Source organism: Gordonia sp. CPCC 206044, assembly GCF_048537895.1.
In the GTDB taxonomy this organism is placed as follows: domain Bacteria; phylum Actinomycetota; class Actinomycetes; order Mycobacteriales; family Mycobacteriaceae; genus Gordonia.
The window spans coordinates 297,614-319,346 of record NZ_JBCLVL010000002.1; the positions used below are offsets into that span (position 1 = coordinate 297,614).

Here is a 21,733-nt window from a genome sequence, read left to right on the forward strand (position 1 = left end):
GCACTTGCTTTGCTAGCGTTCCCTGACGATGGGATTCCTGAAGCAGACCACCCCGACGATCGACTTCCCGACCTGGAGCCAAGGCACCCGGGCGGAAAAGATCCGACCCATGGCGCGGCATTGGGCCGAGGTCGGGTTCGGCACACCGGTCGTGTTGCACCTGTTCTATGTCGCGAAGATCCTGCTGTACGTGTTCGTCGGCTGGGTGATCGTGATCTCCACGCCCGGTATCGACGGCTTCTTCGACGTGACCGCCTGGTACGACGAACCGATCGTCTTCCAGAAGGTCGTGTTGTACACGATGCTGATCGAGGTCGTCGGCCTCGGCTGCGGATTCGGACCGCTCAACAACCGTTACTTCCCGCCGTTCGGTTCGATCCTGTACTGGTTGCGGCCCAAGACGATTCGCCAACCCCCGTGGCCAGGTCGCGTTCCTGCGACCAGGGGCGACACACGCCAGCTCGTCGACGTGGTGCTGTATGCGGCGTTCTTGGTGGTGATCGTCGTCGCGCTGTTCAGTTCGGGATCCGGACCGATGCCCGCGCTCGACTCCGGTGTCGGCGTGCTGCCGGTATGGGAGATCTGGACGATCCTGGTGTTGCTCGCGGTGCTCGGGCTGCGCGACAAGACGATTTTCCTGGCCGCCCGGGGCGAGGTGTACGGCGCGTTCTGTGTGACCTTCCTGTTCACCGGTGTGGACATGATCATCGGCGCCAAGCTGGTCTTCTTGTGCATCTGGTTGGGCGCCGCGGCGTCCAAGCTCAACAAGCACTTCCCGTTCGTGATCGCGACGATGATGTCGAACAATCCGATCTGGCGCTCCTCGCGGATCAAGCGGACCTTCTTCGAGAGTTTCCCCGACGACCTCCGGCCGGGCAGACGCGCCCGCTGGATCGCGCACTTCTCCACCGTCGTCGAAGGTTTGGTGCCGATCGTGCTGTTCTTCTCCGGTGGCGGATGGCTGACCTGGGTGGCCGCGGCGATCATGCTGATCTTCCACTTCGGAATCCTGTCGTCGATCCCGATGGGCGTGCCACTCGAATGGAATGTCTTCATGATGTTCGGCGTGCTGGCGATCTTCGTCGGACATGCCGACGTCGGTCTCGCCGATCTCACATCTCCGTGGCCGGTTGTCTTGTTCGCCGTCTTGGTGGCCACCGTCGTCGTCGGCAATCTCTCGCCACGGACGGTCTCGTTCCTCCCGGGTATGCGGTATTACGCCGGGAACTGGGACACCACGCTGTGGTGCATCAAGCCGTCGGCGTCGGCGAAGATCGAACAGAATGTCGTCGCGATCGCCGCGATGCCGGCCTCCCAGATCGAGCGGTTCTACGGCAGCGCCGAGGCGGCGCAGATCATGCTCTACATGGGATATGCGTTCCGCGCGTTCAACTCTCATGGACGTGCGTTGTTCACGCTGGCTCATCGTGCCATGGCCGGCGCCGGGAGCGAAGCGAGCGGGCCGGATGTGGCCGGCGCCGGGAGCGAAGCGAGCGGGCCGAATGTGACCGGCCAGGAGGTGGGCGAGAATGCGACGGCCGTCGTCGACGAGGCCGCGGAGGCGGCGTACATGATCACCGACGGTGAACGGATCTGCAGTACCGCCATGGGATGGAACTTCGGCGACGGCCATCTGTCCAACGAGCAGTTGATCGCGTCGCTGCAGAAGCGCTGCGGGTTCGAACCCGGAGAGGTGCGTGTGGTGCTGCTCGACGGTCAGCCGATCCATCGGCAGACCCAGCAGTATCGGCTGATCGATCCGGCGACCGGCGAGTTCGAACGCGGTTTCGTTCGCGTGGCCGATCTCGTCACCCGTCAGCCGTGGGACGACCAGGTTCCGGTGAACATCACCTGGCGCCGTGGATGACTCGGTGTCGATAGATCGCCGCGATGGTGCCTGCCGCAGACAGACCACGACCCCGCTGCCGAGGGGGAGAGGCAACGGGGTCGTGATCGTGGGGTCAGGTCACTGCCAGACCCAGATCCAGCGGCGCTGACGCTGGTCGAACTTGCGGACGCGGCGCCGACGACGCTGCGGGGCAACGGGGTTCTTCTTGTTGTTCTTCTGCGGTGTCGGCATCATTGCCCTCTCTGTTAGGTCCGGCCGGGGCCGGGTCGCTCTGACATCCACTACTATGCGGCGCGAACCTGGTAGGGCCATTGCGCGTCCCTGTCAGCTCACTGGGAGCACGTCGCCACCGTCGGTGCGTCGTCGTCTGCACGACGGACCGTGCGAGTCCGCGGCCGAGGAGTGTCGGATGGTCCGGAGCTGTCCCGGCTCACCACCCAGGTCGCACCGAGCGCCAGTGCCAGTCCGAGAGCTGTTGTCCACGTGAACGGTTCACCGAACATCGCGCTCCCCCACACCGCTGTCACGGGCGGCATCAAGAACATCAGCGAGTTGACCGAGGTGACGCCCAATCGATGCAGCAGCACCCAGTAGAGGCCGTAGCCGCCGAGCGTGGAGAAGACGATCAGCCAGGCGATCGCAGCCCAGAACCCCAGCTGCGCAGGCGGTGTCACCGTCCCGGTCGCCACACAGACCAGGGTGAACAACACAGCCGACGTCGCGCAGTGAACGGTGAGGGTCTGCAAGGAGCTCAGCGTGCGCCGCCCGCCCTTCTCGAGGAAGGTCGCGGCCACGAGGCAGGCCATGCCGAGCAGTGGCACGAGATATCCCCACCAGCGGGTCTGTCCACCGGCAGCCATCGCGTCGGTCCACGTCACGATCACGACGCCGGCGGCACCGACGCCGACCCCGATCCACTGTCGTCCGGTGGTGGCCAGGCCGAGGATCGGTCCGGCGAGCGCGGCGACCACCAGTGGTTGCACGCCGTCGATCAGTGCGGTGGTGCCGGTACTCACCCCGAGGTCGATCGCCCAGTACACGGTGGCGAGGTAGCCACCCTGCGAGAGCGCGCCGATCAGGATCTGTCGACGCCACTCGCGTGGACCGACGGTCATCCGCGGACCTCGGCGCGCACGGATCCAGACCACGAGGGCGAGTACTGCGGCGATCGGCACGAAACGCCACATCAGCGTCGTCGGCACGGGCACGTCACCGCCCAGTTTGGCGCCGATGAAACCCGACGACCAGCTCACCACGAACAGGCCGCCCAGGATTCCGGTCACCCAGCGTTCAGGTATACCGATCGGTGAAGTCATCATGCGACCGACTTTACCGATCGGTGTAGTCTTTGTCATATGAGCCAGACAAGTCATGTGAGTACCGACGTCGAGTGGACGCCCAAAGCCCGCGAGATCTTGAGCGCGGCGTCCGAACTCTTCTACGCCCAGGGCATTCACGCGGTCGGTGTGGAGGCGATCGCGGCGCGGGCAGGCGTCACAAAACGCACGCTCTATGACCGATTCGGGTCCAAGGACCGGCTCGTGGTCGAGTACCTACACGCCCGTGACGTCACGTGGCGGGAGTACCTGACCGACCACCTGACCGGCGTCCCCGACGACCCGCGTGCGCGACTGGCAGCGGTGTTCGATGCCACGCGGGAGTGGGCAGCCGAGCGTAACCCCAAGGGCTGCAGCATGATCAACGCATATGCGGAGATCAGCGATCCCGACCACCCGGCCTATCCGATCATCGTCGGACAGAAGCGCTGGATGCTCGAATTGTTCGCCGGGATCGCGGCCGACGCCGTCGCCCGCAATCCTCGACAACTCGGAGAACGACTCCTGATGGTGCACGACGGCGCGCTGGTCACCGCCGGCATGGGCGTGGTTCCGGATGCCTATGAGCAGGCACGTGCGATGGCACTGATGCTGCTCGATGCCGGCTGACGTCGGTAGTCGGTACGCCGATCGACGGATCACACACTGCTCAGACCTCGTACCGACTGAATTAGTCTGCTAATTTAGTCGGCGTGGACCTCGCTTTCGAGCTGCATGACCTCGTACGCACTCTTGACCGACACGCGGAAAAGCTGCTGCGCGCCGAGGATTTGAGCTACAACCGCTTCGTTGCGCTGGTGATCCTCTCGGAGCACCCAGGGCTCACCGTGCGTCAACTCGCGGGTGCGCTGGGCATCAGCGATCCGTCGGCGAGCGCGCTGGTCCGCAAGCTGGTTGCGGCCGGCTTCGTCGAGAATGTTGCGCCGCCCGGCTCGGGAAACATGCGGCTGCTCACCATCACCGAGGAAGGACGGACCAAACAGCGGATTTGCTCTGCCTTGCTCGGTAATTCGCTCGACGACAACGCAGCACGTGTGGGCATCGATCCCGACGATCTCGCCCGGACGATCCGCGCGCTGCACACAGTGGTGCAGACGACCCACACCGACCAGGGAGCATGATGAACGCTGCCGACACCACCTCGGAGATCTCCCGCCTGCGACGTGAACATTCGGCCCGAAAGGGCTTGTGGTTCAACATCGTCATCACGTGCGTCGAGGTCGGTGGCGCGATCGTGTTGTTTCGGCTGGCGCGATCGGCCGGCGCGAGCGAGGTGGCCGCCTACCTCCTCGGCAGCGTGGCCCCGATCGTCGGCGCGCTCTCGATCTGGTTGCGGTCGCGTCGATTCAGCGGCGCGTCCGCAGCGATACTGGCATTCACACTGATGTCGGCCGTCGTCACCGTCGTCGGGAGTACCGCACCGAAGATGCTGCTGTACAAGGACTGTGCGGTCACCGCGGTGATCGGCATCATCTTTGCGGCTTCGTGCCTGCTGGCCAAACCCGTCCTGTTCTACTTCGCCCAGCGCTACGCGAGCGACGGCACACGTGACGGCATGCGGGTGTTCGACCTGATGTGGGAAGCGAATCCGCGTTTTCGGACCGCCATGTACGCGATGAGTCTGGCCTGGGCCGTCACCTACCTCGTACAGGCGGGCGTGACGTCGGTGGTCATCGCCGAGACCCCCTTCGACACCGCCTACACGTGGGACCAAATCCTGCCGATGGTGGCGACCGCCGTCGCAGTGGTCTGCACCGTCGCGATCGGCCGGCGGATGCGTGCCCCTGCCGGTTCCGCGACCTGAGGTGCCGCGGTACCCGACTCACTCCTGCGAGCGAACACCGCGCAGCGGCCCGGACTTGTCACACCCCACGCCTACCCTTTGGGGCGACGGTGACCGGATCGGCCACCTACAGCCCGGCCCCGAAGGAGTGCTCATGTCCGACTTCGACCGCGACCTCGACGAGGCCTGGACCACCTTCACCATCGACCTGACCATGCGGCTTCGGCAACTCGAGCGCGGTGACTCCTTCGACATCACGCAGCTACGCGACGTCGAGTCCGGTCCCCACGCAGCATTGCGCTTCACGCGCGCGGGCCGGTGGCGCTGCACCGTCGACAGCCGCGATCTTTCCACGATGGCCGCGCTGCGCGACGACCAGTTCGACGCCCTCCGCGACGGCGGATGGCGCGAGTTGCGCAACGGCACACTGATCTTCGAGGTCGGTAGTCGTCGGCTCGGCGCACTCGCCGCAGCGGGGACCCATGCGTTGCGTCAGGTCTGGGAGATCATCCATCCCGCATTCCTGGCCGGTTCCGTCGCCGACCCTATCGTCGAGGCACCACTCGACATCAGCCCTGGACAATCCGGCCTCGACGATGAGCACATCCCCGACAGTGGCACGCTGCCTCGCGCTCTTCCCACCCAGCCTGCCGACGACGCCTGCCTCGACGACGGGGTGCCCGACTTCCTCGTCAAACTCATCGAACTCGACAAAGAGGCGCCACTGACGCCGATCCAGGTGGCCTACGTCTGCCGGTACGACGTGCCGATGATCGTCGGGCATCTCGAGATCTGTCGTCGAGAGCTACGGGAATGGCGCGAGAACCTTCGGTCGGCGCACAGCCACCTCGCGGCGCGCGAGGACATCCGTCGTTGCGAGGACGAGGCCCAGGGGTGGCGACGGTTCGTCGGCCTCTTCGAGCAGGCTCAGCAGATCGCGACGGCCGCGAACTGATGGCGCCGAAACCCAGCCGATCAGATTGGCACGATCGTTCCACGTGAAACCAAACCGTTACCTTTGAGTTGAGGTCGAGGTGCTGACTGCGCCCGGACTCGAACGTCGTCGAGTACAGCGAGCCATCCCTCACCGAGATCGCGTCGAGCGCCCATCGCCCCTCACGACCCGTGGGTGGTAGGGCTCGATCGGTGCGCGTGGTTGCTGTCGGCAGGATTGCAGTTGCTGTCGGCAGGATTGCAGTTGCTGTCGGCGGACATGTGGTTGCTCTCGACGGAAAAACGGGTTGCTGTCGGCGAAGAACCGTTTGCCTCGGAAAGACCGGTGGCCTCGGCGAAAAACCGGTTGGTGTCAAGTTTGCCACGATGCCGGAGTCGTTCGTCCGAATGAGGCGGCGGGTCGGTGAAAGTGGCCGGGGCAGCACCGATTACAGTGCGAAGGACCGTCTGCCCCGCATCCGAGGACACCGTGACCGACATCGATCCGCTCCTTCTGCCCGGCGGTCCACGCCGTCGACCCGCGCGGCCGTGGGCGCGGCGCCTGCACGTCCCGCCCGCACTCGGTGCGGTGACCTCGTCGTTTCGTGCACCTCGGCCGACCTCTCAGGGCGTGGGGATCACCTGCCATTGCCATCTACCCGGGCACGGCATGCTGGTGACGGGTCCGCGCATCGTACTGAACGGCCTCGAACTGGTGCCGACCCGTTGGGGCAGAATCGAACTCCCACTCCCGGCCGGACAGCACCATCTGCGGATGTACCTGCCGCACGGCCGACGACCGAAACACGCGGCGGAGTGCACCGTGCACGTACCACCGCACGAGATCATCGAACTCATGTATCACGTGCCGCAGAGGCTGTTCCGAGCTCCATCGCTAGCCCCCACGCGCTAGTCGAACGCTCCGCCATTCAGCGCCCGTTCGCTCCTCCGATCCTCGTTCGCTCCCCCGAGCAAAGGGGCGAACCGACAATGAGGGAGCGAAGCCGGTGACCCGGTCACGCGACGCCCCTCTCCAGCGTGTTCGGGTACCCGGGTCCCGGCTAACGTGGCGGATGTGAATCAACCTCCTGCCGACCTACGACCACTCGAGTGGGGCCGCTACGCGACCCTGGCCGACGTCTTACCGGCGGTCGATGACGCGTTCCGCGGCGAGCCGTCATCCGATGTGCCGATACCGCCGAGCAAGGACGTGGTCCTCATGCTGATCGACGGTCTGGGCGACGAGTTGCTCACCCGGCACGCCGACGTCGCCCCGACGCTGACCGCGATGCGCACCGCCACGATCCGAGCGGGCTTCCCGGCCACGACGGCGACGAGCATCACCAGCCTGATGGCCGGTGTCCAGTGTGGCAGCCACGGCATCATCGGCTATTCGTTCCGCACCGATCGAAACGCCACCCGCGGTCCGGGACGGCAGACGTTGAACGCCCTGCGATGGACCTTGAACCGTTCCGATGGCCGATCGGCATTGGAAACCTATGCACCGGAATCGGTTCAACCACTCGACGGTTCGCTCGCGGACATGGCTCGCCGCGGCGTCGAGGTGTCCTATGTGATGCCCCTGCTCTATCGCGGCTCCGGTTTCAGCCGTGCCGCGTTCCGTGTGGAGGGCTCCTACGTCGGCGCCCAGACCCCGGACGAGATCCGTGACGGGGTTGGGCGATCACTGGCAAACGACGTGGCCGGACACAGGTTCGTCTACGCCTACTGGCCAGACCTCGACGCGGCCGGCCACCTGTTCGGACCGGGCTCACCACAATGGGTGAGCACTCTTGCCGTGGTGGATCGGCTCGTCGCCGACCTGGCCGCCGACCTGCCACGCGAAACGACTCTGTTGGTGACCGGCGACCACGGAATGATCCAGGCCGACAAGCGAATCGACATCGACACCACCGACGAGATGCTCAAGGGAGTCGAAGCGGTGGCCGGCGAGATGCGGGTACGCCAGGTGTACACGCGCCCGGGTGCTCGCGATGACGTCCAGTCATTCTGGACCGACATCGTCGGCGAGGATGCCCACGTGGTGACGCACGAGCAGGTGCTCGACGAACGCTGGTTCGGAGACGAGGTGACCGACTTCGTCGACGAACGGATCGGTGACCTGGTCGTGGTGGCCCGCGGGACCACGATCCTCACCCGCAGCCTCACCGAACCCGAACCGGAGACGACGATGCTCGGCCACCACGGGGCGTGGACGTTCGACGAGCAGTTGGTGCCGCTTCTGGTTCAGCGCGGCTGACCTCGGGGTTCTCGAGTCTCTTTGGGGCTCAGCGGGTGTGGTCTCGATACGGCACCTCGGCTAGCGCCTCAGCACCTACTCGACCAGCAAAAGCAGCACCGATGGTCGAGCCTCTCTGGGGCACAACGGGTATGGTCTCGATACGCCACCTCGGCTAGCGCCTCGGCACCTACTCGACCAGCAAAGGGGGAGCCAGTGATCGAGCAGCGGTGCCTCCTCAGCCGCTCGAGTCTCTCTGGGGCACAGTGGATATGGTCTCGATACGGCACCTCGGCTAGCGCCTCGGCACCTACTCGACCGGCAGAAGAGGCACCAATGGCCGCCACACCTACTCGACCAGCAAAAGCAGCACCGCTGGTCGCCGCACCTACTCGACAAGCAAAGGGGGAACTGCTGGTCGAGTAGCGGCGACGAAGGAGCCGCGTATCGAGACCCTGCCCTGTCAGGTGGTGATGGTGTCGCGCAACAGGTCACCGAGTTGGGATCGGGCGCGGTTGAGCCTCGACTTCACGGTTTGTACCCCGATGCCCTGGTGGGCGGCGATGTCGGCGTAGCTCAGGTCACCGAACTCACGGAGTACCACGGCTTCTCGGAAGTCGTCGGGCAGTTTGGCGAGGGCGTCCCGGACCGCGTCCTGCAAGGCCACACGTTCGTCGAAGGTGGTGCCGCCGTCGTCGTCAGCGAGCTGAACGGCTTGCTCCGGGTCGTCGAAGTCGGTGAGCGTGGTGTTGGCCTTACGTCGGCGCACGACCATGAGCGCATTGTTGGAGGCGATGCGGTGCAGCCAGGTGGAGAAGCGTGCTTCACCACGGAACTTGTGCAGGTTCTGCCATGCGGCGACCAGCGTGTTCTGCAGCGCGTCTTCGGCGTCGTGATGGTTGCCGCAGATGTTCAGACACACCGCCCACACCTGCGTGCGGTGCGCACCCGCGAGTTGCGCGAAGGCATGTTGATCACCTTCGCGTGCCTGCATCAGCAACACCGCTTCGTCCATCAGCGCCCCTGGCTCGATTCAGCTGTCGACGTCTCAGAGATCATGGTGGCCTTCATCGTGGATCTCGTGATGATGATCGGCCGACAGATCGTCGGTGTCGCCGTGGTCGATGTGATCGTCGAAGCTCGGGTCGTCCGCGTCGTCGAACAACACCGGCTCCGCTCCCCCGTGCACATCGGCCGTGTCCGCGTGATGCTCCGGTCCGGCATGGTCGGGATGATCGGCGTCGTCGACGATGATCTCGTCGTCGAGATCATCGGGGGGTGTGTCGTCCATCTCCGGCACTGTGTCCGGATCTGCCTGCGCCGCCGGGTCGAAGGCCGCGGCCAGGGCGGCCTCCCAGACGTCGGGTGCCGGTTCGGTGAGCGTGGTGGGGTCGATGCCGAGCGAAGCCAGAATCGACGGCTCCTCCTCTTGCATGTGCTGACCTCCGATCGAGTGTTGGTCCGTTGCCACCATCCTGCGGTGGTCCGTCCCAGATGAGATGCTACCCGGCCTACCCTTTGTTCCCGCGACGCAACCGCAGACGCGACACCGTGTAACCGATCAGCACGAGAGCCGTCAGCAGCAGCGCGCTGTATCCGAGCACCGCGTTGGTGACCGTCGGCTCCCAGAGTTCGGCGTCCGCGGTCTGCGGGGTGTGCGGCGCCAGCGCATTGATGTCGATTGCACCGCCCGCCAACGCGTATCCCCAGTAGGACGGGAACAACCACGACAGCTGCGCGAGACCGGGAGCGGTGAGTTTGAACAGGCCACCGCAGAACACCAGCTGTGAGATCACCACGATCACCAGAGGTGGCATGGTCTGTTCGTTCGATCGGACGGTCGCCGAGATGGCTAGCCCGACGAGGGCACTGACACAGGCGAGTGCGGCCACCGCACAGAACAATTCGACCGGCGCGGCTCCGAACACTCCACCTTCGGGCAGACCTTTGCCCGCGAACGCGATGGCGACCATGACCAGCGACTGGAGAATCGCGGCCGCGAAGTAGACCATCACCTTGGCGCCGAGGTAGGCGCCCGGTTGCAGGCCCACTGCCCGTTCGCGTTCGAAGATGTCGCGTTCGCCGACGAGGTCACGCACGGTGAGTGCGGTACCCATGAAGGTCGCACCGACCACGAGGATGATGAGGATCTGCAAGACCTCGCCGCCGGAATTCGCGCCGAAACCCCGCGATCCGGGGATGACGAGCACCAGCAACCCCAGTACCACCGGCATGGCCGCCAGGAACACGAGGTAGCCGGTGTCGGCGAGGATCAACCGGACCTGCCGTCGCGCGACGGTTCCGGCCTGCCGTAGTCCACTGGACTCCGGCGGTCGCGGCGGCGGACCCGCCGACGGGCGCGGTGGTTGCGCACGCCCGGACGACCCGCGTCGGCGCAGATGACGCTGGTGGGCCTGTTCGGGCTGTGCGGCAACGAATCCGAAGACTTCCGCCCAGTCGTCGGTGCCCATCGCCTGCGCCACGTGGTCGGGTTCGCCGACGTAGGCGGTCTTACCGCCCGGCGCCAGCAGCAACACCTGATCACACATGGACAGGTAGGTCAGGGAGTGCGTCACGACCAGCACCACACGGCCGGCGTCGGCAAGCCGTCGCAGCGTGGCCATCACCTGGCGGTCCAACGCCGGGTCGAGACCGGACGTCGGCTCGTCGAGGATCAGCAGCGACGGCCCGGTGAGCAGTTCCATCGCCACCGATGCCCGCTTCTGCTGTCCACCGGACAACTTGTCCACGCGGGTGTCGAGATGTTCGGTCAACTGCAACTCGCCGAGCACACCGGCGATCACCGCGTCCCGGTCGTCCGCCGACAGGTCCGGGGGTAGCCGCAGTTCGGCTGCGTAGCCCAGGGCCTGACGCAGGGTGAGCTTGCGGTGCAACACGTCTCGCTGGGGCACCATGCCGATACGGGTGCGCATCGCCTCGTAGTCGGCGTGCACGTCACGTCCCTCGAACGTGACCCGACCGACAGTCGGGGTGAGCAGACCGGCAGCGACCTTCGACACCGTCGACTTGCCGGCACCGGACGGACCGATCACCGCCGTCAGGGTTCCGGGCCGAGCACTGAGGTCGACGTCATGGAGTAGTTCCTTGTCACCGTCGACCACCAGTCCGATGCCGGTGAGGTGCAGACCGTCGGCCGACGCCGACGCCTGACCACGCACCAGACGTTGTCCGTCCACCACGAGATCGCTGTTGCCGATGGTGATCACGGCACCGTCGGACAGCCGTGCGGTGTCGATCCGGTGACCGTTGACGAAGGTGCCGTTGACGCTGCCCAGATCTTCGAGGAGCAGGCCGGTCGGTGCCGCGGTGATGCGCGCGTGGTGACGAGAGACCAGCATGTCGTCGACGACGACGTCGTTGTCGGGGGTGCGGCCGATCGTGTGGACACGACTCAGGGTGGTCGCGGGGCCACCGTCGGCGTTGTGTTGCATCGGCTGCAGATGCGGTGCACCACTGAGCTTTCGGGGCATCGCCGAGGCGGGGGTCGGGGACGACACCACCGGACCGACGACGGGGACCTGCGGCGTGGCCGACGGGGCCGCCGGTGCGGTGGCGAGAACCACCACGAGTGCGGGTCCGGTGGCCGCGTTGCCCAGGTGCACCTGGGCCGACGTCGTGATCGGCAGTTCGGCGACGGGTTGTCCGGCGCTGATGATGCGGGCGGTGGTGTCGACGACGCGCATCCACCACCCGTTGCCCCGCCATTCGATCCGCAGATGGTGATCGGTGACCTGCGGATGATCGACGACGATGTCGTTGTCTCCGGCGGTTCCCACGGTGACCGTCGGCCGGTCCCCGACGGGGTGCAGATGTCCCTGTACCGACACACTGCCGGGCGTCATCGTGGTCACGTCATTCCTGCTTCTGCTGGTTCTCAACAAGTTTCGGGTGGCTCGCGACGCTCACGTCGAGGGCCGGATACACCGACGCCGGGGGCGGCGATGGTGTCGCCGCCCCCGGCCGGGTGCAGTGTGGATCAGAGTCCGTGCGAATCCTGATGGTGGTCGTCGGCGCCGTAGCCGTGGCTGTCGGCGCCGCTGTCCGCGAGGCTGTCGTGCGTCAGGCTGTCCTCGGCGGAGGTGTCGTCGGTCGCGGCCGAGGGGTCCTCGGAGTGCGGCACACCGTCGGGGCCACCGTTGATGTAGCTGATGTGGTCGGGCTGCGAGTCACCGTTGGTGTCGTGCAGCACGGTGTCGGCAGTGCCGTCGTCATCGGTGTCGAGGACGGTGGCGTCGAAGCCTCCGTCACCGTCGGTGTCCACAAGCTGCACGTCGAACTTGCCGTCGGCGTCGACGTCGAGCAGCGAACTGGTGACCTGACCGTTGGCGCCGATGTCGTCGACCTCGCGCAGATTGCCCGCGGAGTCGAACTTGGCCAGGGTGTCGGCGGTGCCGTCGTTGTCGGAGTCGACCTCGACGAAGGTCGAACCGCCCGGGCCCTCGTAGGCGATCGTGTCGATCGATCCGTCACCGTCGGTGTCGGCCTCGACCAGGATCACATTGCCCTCACCGTCGAGGTAGCTGTTGACCTGGTTGCCTGCGTCGTCGGTGGAGTGGACGACGTCGGGCTTGCCGTCCCGGTCGACGTCGACGGCCTTGTCGGCCGGAGCGCCGTGGGTGGGGCTCTCGGTCCCGCCCTGCGAGCCGGCCGGATCCTGCGCGGCAGTCCCGGTGGAGTCGTGTGCGCCGGAAAGGTCCGGGGTGGCAGCCGAATCCGGGGTCGCAGGGGCGGGCGCCGAGCCTGCGGCCGGGTTCGAATCGGAGGCGGCCGGGGCGTCCGCGGTGGCCGGCGCATCCGAGGTGGCGGAGTCGGAGGTGTCGGAGTCGGAGGTGGCCGAATCCGAGGCCGCCGAGGGCGCCTGGGCCGCAGTCGGATCCGAGGTGTCCGAGGTGCCCTGCGGGACGTCGACCGTGGCGCCGGTCTCACTGTCCGCCGACGCGGTGGCCTCAGCCGGAGCCTGCGCGTCAGCCGGAGCCTGCGCGTCGGCCGAGGCCTGCGTTCCGGTCGACGACTGAGCGGCGGGGTCGTACGGCTGGTCGGGGGTGATGATCGGGTTCTCCGGGGTGGTGTCGGTCTGGGCGCTGGTGGCGGTGCTGTCGGACATTGTTGTCACCTTTCAGGTGTGGAAAGTGTCTCCGTCGTGCTGTCGAAGATTGGATGCGGTGGTGGAGCGAGAATGTTCCCGGCGTCAGGAAATCAATCCGGAACGGTTCAGGAAGGCCTTCGCGTCGTCGACGGTCTTGAGTCCGTCCACCGTGATGACCAGGCCGTTCGCGGTGTTCGCGTAGCGGATGGTGTGTGATTCCTTCCCGTCGACCGACGCATCGATGATGTCGGCCGCGGCCACTCGGTCGGCGTCCTCGACGAGGGTGCCCTTCCCGTTGCCGTAGATGCCCTTACGGATGTTGATGATCTCGCTGCCCGCCTCGGCCTGGTCTCCGACGATGTTCGTGAACATCGCGAACACAGACGTCCCGAGGTCGACGAGGTCGCTGTCCTCGGAGAGCCTGCAGCCCAGCTCGATCGCCTTGCTGCTGGTGTATCCCAACTCCTGGCAGGTCGCGATCGACTGCTGCAGGGACTCCGGCAACGCACCGAGCAACGCGGCCTTGTCGGTGTAGACCTTGTTGCCGTCGGCGTCGGTCTGCACGCCACTCGCTGTTGCCGAATCGGCCGCCGCAGCGGCCGACGGCTTGCCACCGCCGCCCGGAGTCACCGGGGTGTCCTCATCCCCGCCGCGCAACGCCATCACGCCGAACACCACACCCACGATCGCGACCACGGCGACCACCGCGATGCCGATCCGCCCCCAAGGCTTCTTCGGTGCCGACGGCTCAGCCGGGTCGGCGAAACGTGGTGTCGCGGGACGGCCGTCGGCCGGCGACTGGGACTGTCCGACCGGTCGGGTCGGTGCGCCCAGCCCGGCCGCCGCCGCAACGGCGGCCTGCTGTCCCGGCCAGCCGGCTCCCGCATCGGGGCCGGGCACGGCCGCGCGTCCGCCGGTCACCGGCGCCGCCTCGGCCAGCGCGGTGACGAGCGCACCCTGCGCGACGACCGTCTTGGGGTCGTCGAGGGTGGCGACCGGACCGAGCTCGTTCAGCTTCTGCTGGATCAGCGGAATCCGCGACGAACCACCGGTCAGGTACAGCGCGGTGAGTTGTTCGGCGTGGGCGATCCCGGCGTCGAGCAGCGTGGCCTTCGTCAGCGAGAGCGCCTGCTCGACGGCGGGCCCGATGAGTTCCTCGAACTCGTCACGGGTGATCTGCAAAGTCTGTCGACCGGCCGGGGTGGGCACCGTGATCGTCGCCGACGGTGTCTCCGACAGCAGCTCCTTGGCCCGACGGATCGAGTCCTGCAGGCTCTGCACCACATCGACCGGCGCCTGTCTGCGCAAATAGGTGACCAACTGTGGATCGCGTTCCTCGAGTCGGTCCTCCACCCACCGTTGCACCAGCGCGTCGAGATTCTTGCCGCCGAGCCCGTTGTTGCCGCGGGCGGCGACCACCCCGAAGACGTTCTCGTTGGTGACGGTGAGGACCGCGATGTCGAGGGTGCCGCCACCGAAGTCGAAGACCGCGATCTTGGCACCGGGCTGCATGGCGTGCGAGCGCGAGTAGTGGGCGGCCGCGGCGCGCGGTTCGGAGATGGTGGTGATGCGCGCCGGATCGATACCCGCGTGCACCGCGGCGTCGAAGAGCACCTTGATCTGCTGGTGCGCCCACGCCTCAGGGTGTGTGAGCACCACCTGGGCGGGCGGCCGTCCGGCGTGGGCAGCCTTGCCGCGCACCAGGATCGCGTTCATCACGGCGGCGACCAGCACGAAGGTGGGCAGCGTGTGACCGCCCACCGTGGAGTTCGGGTCCGGCCCGATCAACCGTTTCGGGGACGCCACGAAACCGGCCGGGTTCTGCTGCGCCTGATTGATCGCGGCCTCGCCGACGACGATCCGGTCGGGCGCGGCGACGAATACCGACGACGGCATCAGGTTGCTCGCGTGCGACAGAGCGAGCGTTTCGATACCCCCGCTGGTCGCGCCGGAGTGTGCGGCGGCGCTGTTGGAGGTACCGAAGTCGATCGCGAGGGTCCACGAGCCCGCGTCCCGGGGGTTGGGTGTCATCTGCTTTCCTGTGCTTTCTCGGTGGCCGTAGACGGTGGGCTATAGGTAGACGGGCTATAGGTAGACGGGCTATCGACCCGTGCTCAACGGGGTGTAGGTGCGGATGAGGGTCACCAGCGCCGCGTCCTCGGCGGCCGACCTGGTGGCCAAGGTGCGCTGCTGGGCCATCACCAGACGGCGTTGCGCCTCCGCGGTGACCGCATGCCCGGGCGCGTCGTCGGGCAGCCCGACCTGCCCGGCACGGGTTGTCGCGGTGAGGATGGTGTGCAGGTCTTCGGTGACCGGGGCCTGCGGATCGGTCCGCAGCATGCGCTGGTAATCCTCCAACACCGTCACCAGATGCAGCGCAGGCGAACCCCGCAACTGTGCGGTCAACGACCTGATGTGATCCCGGGCCGGATGCGTGAACGCCAGCTGATCCAGGCGCGCCAGGATCCGGTGCGCGCGGTGCAGCACGGCGAAACGCGCGGTGGAGGCGTCGAGCGCCCGATGCAGGGCCCCGATCCCCGACCGGGCCGACAGCCATTCGTTGAGGGCGGCCGCGCCGCCGGTGGCGATCCGACGGCCGTTGAGAACCCCGTATTCGCCCAGCAATCCCAACAACTGCTCTCGCACGGCCGGCGGTAGCGGGCCGTCGGCTGCGTCGTCGTCGAAGGTACGCAACACGTCCAGCGGTGACATCGGCTGCAACCGCGCCAGCGCGGCCGCATGCTGTTCGGTGAGCATGCCGGTGTGGCTGGTCTGGGCCATCAACCCCGAGATCGGGACGACACTGTGAACGGTCCCGGACAGTTGGGTGGCGAGTCGGGTGGCGTGCTCGGCGGCGTGATCCAACGGGTCACGACGGCCGAGCGCTCCTTCGCCGAAGGAGTCGGCGCGCGAGAGCACGCCCAACATGTTCAACGGGGTGAAGGGCAGACGGGCCAGGAACTCGGTCTCGTCGAGCCGGGGCGCCGCGTCGAACAGGAAGACCGCCGCGTCCGCGTCCACCGACGCGGTCCGTGTCTGTTCGAAGCCGTCTATCATCACCCGCCGCGTCGCCGAGTCGTTGGCGACGGTGAGCGTGGACAGACCTGGGGTGTCGATGAGGGTCAATCTGCGCAGTGCGGCAGACGGCATCCACCGATCGACGTAGGCGATGTCGGGGGTTTCCAACGGAAGTCCGATGGTGCGGTCACGGTGGACGGTGACCGGGTGGCGCTGCCCGTCGGCACCGACGACCTCGGCGCGCGACGGTGAGCCGTCTTGATAGACGGTGACGACGTTGGTCGCCTCGAGGGCCGCCGTCTCCGCGACGGGCGCCCCGATGAGGGCATTCACCAGAGTGGACTTGCCCGCTTTGAGGCGACCGACGACCACCACCCGGGGTGGTGACCACAGGATGGTCCCGATCGCGTTGGCTTGTTCGACCAGGTCGCCGCCCAAGGCGGCCAGTTGATGAAGTCCGTTGTCGAGGGCGGCGTGGACGGGATCCCCGTGCGGCGCGGTCATCGTGGGACCCCGGCCAACAGTTTCTCGGCGGACGCGATCCGCTTGTCGACGATGTCGAGGTTGGTGGTGAGCCGCTGTCGGGACTTGTCCCGGGTCGCCGCGTCGGCGGCGGCGCTCTTCTGGACCTCGTTGATGGTTTGCTGCAGCTGTTCGATGTTGACCCGCAAGTACTCTCGGTAGCGGATGATGATCTCGGGCCGAGACTGTGCGACCGCGCTGTCGAGCAGACGTCCGGTGGCCGCCTTGGTGGCCGCGATCGTCTCCCGAAGCCAGCCCAGCAGGTTCGCCTTGCCCGCGCGAATCGCCCGGAATCCCAGGTTGATCCCCACCCATACGGTGCCGACGGCGACACCGACCCCCATGAGGGCGGACAGTCCGAGCAGGCCGCCGAGTGTGGACGAGCCGACCACACCCATGGTCAGCAGGGTCGGGTCCAGGAGACCGTGGCGTTTGCTGCCCACCTGGTGTGTCTCGATCTTCTTGTCCTGCATGGACGCAACGATCTGTGCGCTCAGCTCCTCCCAGACACTCGGGTCCTCGGAGAATCGCGGTTGGATCACCTCGTCGTGCAGACGTTGCAGGAAACCCGACAGGGTCTCGGCCATCGCGAGCTGCAAGTCGGACTGCATGTCGGCGGTGAACTTCTGCGCACTGCGCCGCAAGACCTGCATCCCGTGCGTGTTCACGTAGGTCGTCCACTTGTCGCGCACCTCGTCGAGGCGTCGTTCGAGATCGTCGACGGCCGATTGGCGCAGCAGTGTGAGGTCGCGGGACAGGTACTGCTCCCATTGTCGGGCCTGTGACTGGAACTCGGTGAGCCGTTCCATCTCCGCGGTCAGATCCGGGAGCGCCTCGGTACCCGCCTCCACGGCGTCGAGTTCGCGCGCCACGCGGGCCCGAACCACGCGCAGTCCTTCCATGCAGGTGCGGATCGCGTCGATGTGCGGTAGTGCCGCCGAACCGTCGAGGCGCCGAACGATCTCGGCACGCAGGGCCGCTATCCCGCTCTCGGTCTCGAGGCGCTCCCGTTCGTTCGGATCCGTGCTCTCCGCCCCCATCACCGCGAGCAGGCTGGAGACCCCCATGACCCGGATCGGACGTTGTAGGTGATCGGCCAGGATGCGTTCGTTCTCGGCGACGATCTCCCGCCACCGCCGCAGATTCTTGTCGGTCTTGGTCACCACGACCACCACCGAGTCGACCGTCGCACTCGACTCCCGCACGAACTCCATCTCGGGGGCGGTCAGCGGACTCGACGCGTCACAGACCAGCACCAGCACGCACGCCTGCTGCGCCGACTGTGCGGCCAGCCGTGCCAACCCGACGTCGAGGCCGCCGACACCCGGGGTGTCGACGAGGGTCACGTCGGTCATCCGTGCTTCGCGCACCGCGACCGCGGCCGCGGTGGGCAGTTCCTCGATCTGCGGATCACGGACCTTGGCGCCGCCCGTCGTCACCCAATCGGCGAGTTCGGCGAGTGGTGCGGGGCGGGCGCCGGACGGAAAGAACAGCTCGGCCGTGCCGTCGTGATCCAGCTCGGCATCGGCGGTGACGCTCACCGAGACCGACGAGGTGACATCGACGCCGACCGGACACAGATCCCGACGACCGATCAAGGCGTTGACCAGCGAACTCTTTCCCCGCTGCACCTCTCCGACGACCACCACGGTGCGGGTTTGCCGGTCACCCGAGAGCTTCTGGACGGCCACGTCGGCGAGCGCGTCCATCTGATATGCCCGGAGCACCTTGACCGAACCGTCGACGACCTGTGCGGCGACCTTGGCCGACGCAGCGTCGGACGCCGTCGCCACTGGCGACGCTGCCTCACCCATCGATCGCAATCCCCTGGTTCACACCCCACACAAAACCCGCTGACGTCCATGATTGCCAATGAAAGGACCGAATCACCCGGCTTATCGGGAAGTTTTCGGTGGAATTAGTCCGACGAGATGACATGACACCCCCTTCTTCTCGTGTGCACTAATCTGCACGCTTGGTCACGATTGCCGAAATCTCATCGCCGCGGGAACCTTTCCTGCATCCGCTGCATCGAAGTATCGACAGGGATCGACCAGACGACAGAGTCACCTGTCGACCATCGGGTCGATCAGCGTGCACGGAAGAGGGGCAAGACAGATGAAGAGTTGGCAACCGGTGATCCGCTGGACCGGTCTGGCAGCGGCGGCGGTGGCACTCGCAGCCTGCTCGACCGACGGAGAGGCGAGCACGGAACAGGGCAGCAAGCCGTCCGCCGCATCGTCGAGTGTCGCTCCGACGACACCGTCGGTCGATGTCGCTGCACTCGACACCGGCAAGTATCCGACGACGCCGCGCGCTCCGTTCGGTGAGACCACCCACGACAACCTCATCCAGGTCGAGGGCCAACGCATGGCGCAGTACATCGTGGTCCCGTTCGAGATCGACGCGGAGCTCACCAAGCCCACGAATCCGACGATGGTGATCATCGGCCGCGACTCCATGCGACCGCTGTTGCCCAAGGAGTCGTGGGATGTGCGGGCCAACGCCGCGCTGGTGGGTGGCTTCGTGAGCACCGCGTCCACACCGGACGAGATGATCCGGAGCGGAAAGAACAGGGCGCTCAACAACATGGTCGTCCGCTACCTCACCCCGGCCGATGCCAAGGCCGCCGCACAGCAGATGGCCGAGGGGATGGCGGCGAAGAACAACACCACCACGACCTCACTGCCGGGATCGCCGGAGTCGCTGGTGATCCGGACCTCTCTGCAGGATCAGAAGATGATCTCGGTGTTCACCCCGCACGGCAGGTATGTGCTGTTCCAGTGGTATCAGGTGCGGGATGGGCAGGAGGACAAGCTCGTTCCGACGGTGAGCAAGGCCATCAAACTCCAGTCGGCGCTGATCGATCAGTTCCCGGCGACACCGACCAAGGCGGAGAAGGCTGCGGGCGACCCCGGGCGAGTCAAGGTCGTCATGGATGAGAACCGCGTCCTGATCTACGCACTTCCGTTCCCCGACGAACAGGTTCGCGAGGGCGCCAACGGAATCCCCGGCGCCAACGTTCGCGCCGTCTACGGTCCGCGCGGCATGGCCCACGTCTCGTCCGACCCGTCCGGCACGTTCAAGCTGCTCAACCAGGTTGGCTCCACCGCCAACGGCATCGAGCGTTCGACCGTGTACCGCGCCAAGGACGATGCCGGTGCCACCACCTTGATCAACTCGATGACCTCGTCGGCGAAGGGCAGCGGTTGGAAGGACATCGCACCTCCGCCCGGGCTCCCGGTCGCGCACTGCCAGAGCACTGCCGCCCCGAAGACCAACTACGCCTGCTATGTGCAGCTCGGTCGATACGTCGGTGAAGTGCATTCGACCGACAAGACCGATGCCTACCAACAGATCTCGGCTCAGTACGTGATCTTCACCAAGGCCGATCAGAACGCGAAGTAGCCGCGTCATCGGTCGACCCGTGTGACGTACGGACGGGTCGATTCCCTGCCGGCTGACATGGCCGACACCGCTCGAAACTCCAGGGCTGCCCATGGCAGCCATGCCTCGGGACAGGTGGCGGCCATGTCGGCGACGGCACTTTCGCTCAGCTCATCACACTGAACAGGAGTCCACATGCGTTGGTATCACAAGAGCGTTGCGGCGGCGGTGATCATCGGTGCAGCGTCCGTTGCACCCACCGTCACCGCCCCCACCGCTTCCGCCGACCCCATCGCCTGCGGGCTGGTGACCGCCCAGACGGCGGCCGTCAGCGCGCAGGTCGCTTCCCTCAACACCCGAATCCTGGCGCACAATGCCGGAGCTCCGGCGGCCATGGCGGGCGGCACCGTCGCGCAGATCGCCTACAACGGCAACGCTGCTGCACTCGCCGCTGAGAAGGCCACGCTGATGGCGGCCATCGGTGCAGTCGAGGCGCAGGCGTTGGCGTGCCACACCCCCACGAAGATCCCGGAGATCGTGGGCAACAAGGCGCCGTCGCCCAAGGCCCCGGCGCCCCAGGCTCCCCCGGCCGCACCGCAAGGGGCACCACAGATCGCTCCGCGGCCCGCTCCCCCGGCACCCGCCCCGGCTCCGCGAGTGCCGTCACTGGCGCTGCCGCGCAGTCCCCTGGCTCCGACGCCGCCACCCAGTACGCTGGCCGGGCCGACGGCGTCGTTGAGTCATCCGGCGCAGCCCGCCATCGACACCTCCGGGCTCACCAACGTGGTCCCCGTCCAGGATCTCCCGGGGGCCGCTCCCGTCAACACGGCCTACAACCCGGCCGAGATGTTCGGACCACATGGCCTGCAACCGGCCTCCTTGCCCAACTCGGCGATCAACGGCGCCAATGCCTTTCGCTGGGCGGTGGCACCGGCCAATGCCGTCGGTCCGGGCATGACGCACGACCAGATGATCGCACTGTCGTTCGCCCACACCGCCATGGATCTCTTCCCGGCGGGTTCGATCCCTTCCAACGCCAGGGGCGACGCCTACGGGCTGTGGCTGCCGCCGGGTCTGTCGGCTGCCACCAACAGCGTGCCGATGGTGGTCTACCGTGGCACCACCAAGATCTACGCCGGACCGCTCGACATGTTCGGACGACCGACCGCCGTGGTGGCCTATGTGACGCCGGATGGCATCAAGCAGGGCGGCGGTACCGTGTCCGAGGTCCCCATTCCCGGCGCGCCGAAGGGCGGCAAGTACCACAAAGGCCATTTGTGCCCCAACGCCTTCGGGTGCCCGGGCAACATCGCCCAGTTCCTGTCCCCGGAGCTGCAGACGATCAACACCGGCACGGGCGCCCAGCTGGAGAAGCTCGTACGCGAGGTCGTGATGGGCCACGCGCATGGCGTGCCGCAGCAGAACGTCACCTGGTGGCGGGTCCCCCTCTACGACGGCAACCACATCCGGCCCTACGCGTACATGGTGACCGCCTACGGCGACAAGGGCTGGTACATCGCCCCGCACTACATCCAGAACTACTGAGCTACTGAGCTAC

General features: G+C 66.6%; 17 protein-coding genes. 8 read left to right on the forward strand and 9 right to left on the reverse strand.

Annotated features, from left to right (window positions below; genetic code table 11):
• Window positions 1-28 precede the first annotated feature (28 nt).
• On the forward strand, window positions 29-1,867 hold the full coding sequence (locus AAFP35_RS03915; RefSeq protein ID WP_419220239.1) for a DUF3556 domain-containing protein: 1,839 nt from the start codon (window positions 29-31) through the stop codon (window positions 1,865-1,867).
• A 311-nt stretch (window positions 1,868-2,178) separates the two neighbouring features.
• Here the strand turns inward: AAFP35_RS03915 and AAFP35_RS03920 are convergent, their stop codons facing one another.
• On the reverse strand, window positions 2,179-3,168 hold the full coding sequence (locus AAFP35_RS03920; protein ID WP_419220240.1) for a DMT family transporter: 990 nt from the start codon (window positions 3,166-3,168) through the stop codon (window positions 2,179-2,181).
• Between the two features lie 36 nt (window positions 3,169-3,204).
• Between AAFP35_RS03920 and AAFP35_RS03925 the strand changes: the two genes are divergently transcribed.
• The 4 genes from AAFP35_RS03925 to AAFP35_RS03940 all read left to right on the forward strand — a co-directional run bounded on the left by AAFP35_RS03925 (window position 3,205) and on the right by AAFP35_RS03940 (window position 5,924).
• Window positions 3,205-3,795 (forward strand): TetR/AcrR family transcriptional regulator, encoded by a 591-nt coding sequence (locus AAFP35_RS03925; RefSeq protein WP_419220241.1) that lies wholly within the window; start codon window positions 3,205-3,207, stop codon window positions 3,793-3,795.
• An 83-nt stretch (window positions 3,796-3,878) separates the two neighbouring features.
• Window positions 3,879-4,307 (forward strand): MarR family winged helix-turn-helix transcriptional regulator, encoded by a 429-nt coding sequence (locus AAFP35_RS03930; RefSeq protein ID WP_419220242.1) that lies wholly within the window; start codon window positions 3,879-3,881, stop codon window positions 4,305-4,307.
• Window positions 4,307-4,990: a VC0807 family protein gene (locus tag AAFP35_RS03935; RefSeq protein WP_419220243.1), complete on the forward strand. Its 684-nt coding sequence runs from the start codon at window positions 4,307-4,309 to the stop codon at window positions 4,988-4,990. The genes AAFP35_RS03930 and AAFP35_RS03935 overlap by 1 nt, the downstream gene beginning before the upstream one ends.
• Window positions 4,991-5,123: 133 nt before the next feature.
• Window positions 5,124-5,924, forward strand: a complete 801-nt coding sequence (locus AAFP35_RS03940; RefSeq protein ID WP_419220244.1) for a TY-Chap domain-containing protein — start codon at window positions 5,124-5,126, stop codon at window positions 5,922-5,924.
• Window positions 5,925-6,085: 161 nt separating this feature from the next.
• Here the strand turns inward: AAFP35_RS03940 and AAFP35_RS03945 are convergent, their stop codons facing one another.
• The gene (locus AAFP35_RS03945) at window positions 6,086-6,403 is read right to left on the reverse strand and encodes a hypothetical protein (protein ID WP_419220245.1); all 318 of its coding nucleotides are present in this window, start codon (window positions 6,401-6,403) and stop codon (window positions 6,086-6,088) included.
• A 574-nt stretch (window positions 6,404-6,977) separates the two neighbouring features.
• Between AAFP35_RS03945 and AAFP35_RS03950 the strand changes: the two genes are divergently transcribed.
• A complete protein-coding gene (locus AAFP35_RS03950; RefSeq protein WP_419220246.1) occupies window positions 6,978-8,162 on the forward strand; it encodes an alkaline phosphatase family protein in 1,185 nt (394 codons plus the stop codon).
• A gap of 442 nt (window positions 8,163-8,604) precedes the next feature.
• On the opposite strand, the gene AAFP35_RS03955 is transcribed toward AAFP35_RS03950, so the two are convergent.
• From AAFP35_RS03955 to AAFP35_RS03985, 7 genes are all read right to left on the reverse strand, one after another.
• Entirely contained in the window at window positions 8,605-9,156 is a 552-nt protein-coding gene (locus AAFP35_RS03955; protein ID WP_419220247.1) for an RNA polymerase sigma factor, read from the reverse strand.
• 33 nt (window positions 9,157-9,189) lie between these two features.
• Window positions 9,190-9,576, reverse strand: a complete 387-nt coding sequence (locus AAFP35_RS03960) for a hypothetical protein (RefSeq protein ID WP_419220248.1) — start codon at window positions 9,574-9,576, stop codon at window positions 9,190-9,192.
• A 76-nt stretch (window positions 9,577-9,652) separates the two neighbouring features.
• Window positions 9,653-12,004 (reverse strand): ATP-binding cassette domain-containing protein, encoded by a 2,352-nt coding sequence (locus AAFP35_RS03965; RefSeq protein WP_419220449.1) that lies wholly within the window; start codon window positions 12,002-12,004, stop codon window positions 9,653-9,655.
• Between the two features lie 134 nt (window positions 12,005-12,138).
• Complete coding sequence (locus tag AAFP35_RS03970; RefSeq protein ID WP_419220249.1) at window positions 12,139-13,266, reverse strand: hypothetical protein; 1,128 nt, start codon at window positions 13,264-13,266, stop codon at window positions 12,139-12,141.
• Between the two features lie 84 nt (window positions 13,267-13,350).
• Window positions 13,351-15,279: an Hsp70 family protein gene (locus AAFP35_RS03975; protein WP_419220250.1), complete on the reverse strand. Its 1,929-nt coding sequence runs from the start codon at window positions 15,277-15,279 to the stop codon at window positions 13,351-13,353.
• A gap of 69 nt (window positions 15,280-15,348) precedes the next feature.
• Window positions 15,349-16,770: a dynamin family protein gene (locus AAFP35_RS03980; protein ID WP_419220251.1), complete on the reverse strand. Its 1,422-nt coding sequence runs from the start codon at window positions 16,768-16,770 to the stop codon at window positions 15,349-15,351.
• On the reverse strand, window positions 16,767-18,602 hold the full coding sequence (locus tag AAFP35_RS03985) for a dynamin family protein (protein WP_419220252.1): 1,836 nt from the start codon (window positions 18,600-18,602) through the stop codon (window positions 16,767-16,769). The genes AAFP35_RS03980 and AAFP35_RS03985 overlap by 4 nt, the downstream gene beginning before the upstream one ends.
• 304 nt (window positions 18,603-18,906) lie before the next feature.
• Here AAFP35_RS03985 and AAFP35_RS03990 point away from each other — a divergent pair, with 304 nt between their 5' ends.
• Both AAFP35_RS03990 and AAFP35_RS03995 read left to right on the forward strand, forming a co-directional pair.
• The gene (locus AAFP35_RS03990; RefSeq protein ID WP_419220253.1) at window positions 18,907-20,196 is read left to right on the forward strand and encodes a DUF7373 family lipoprotein; all 1,290 of its coding nucleotides are present in this window, start codon (window positions 18,907-18,909) and stop codon (window positions 20,194-20,196) included.
• A gap of 174 nt (window positions 20,197-20,370) precedes the next feature.
• Window positions 20,371-21,720, forward strand: coding sequence for a hypothetical protein (locus AAFP35_RS03995; protein WP_419220254.1), 1,350 nt, complete (start codon window positions 20,371-20,373; stop codon window positions 21,718-21,720).
• The last annotated feature ends 13 nt before the right edge of the window (window positions 21,721-21,733 follow it).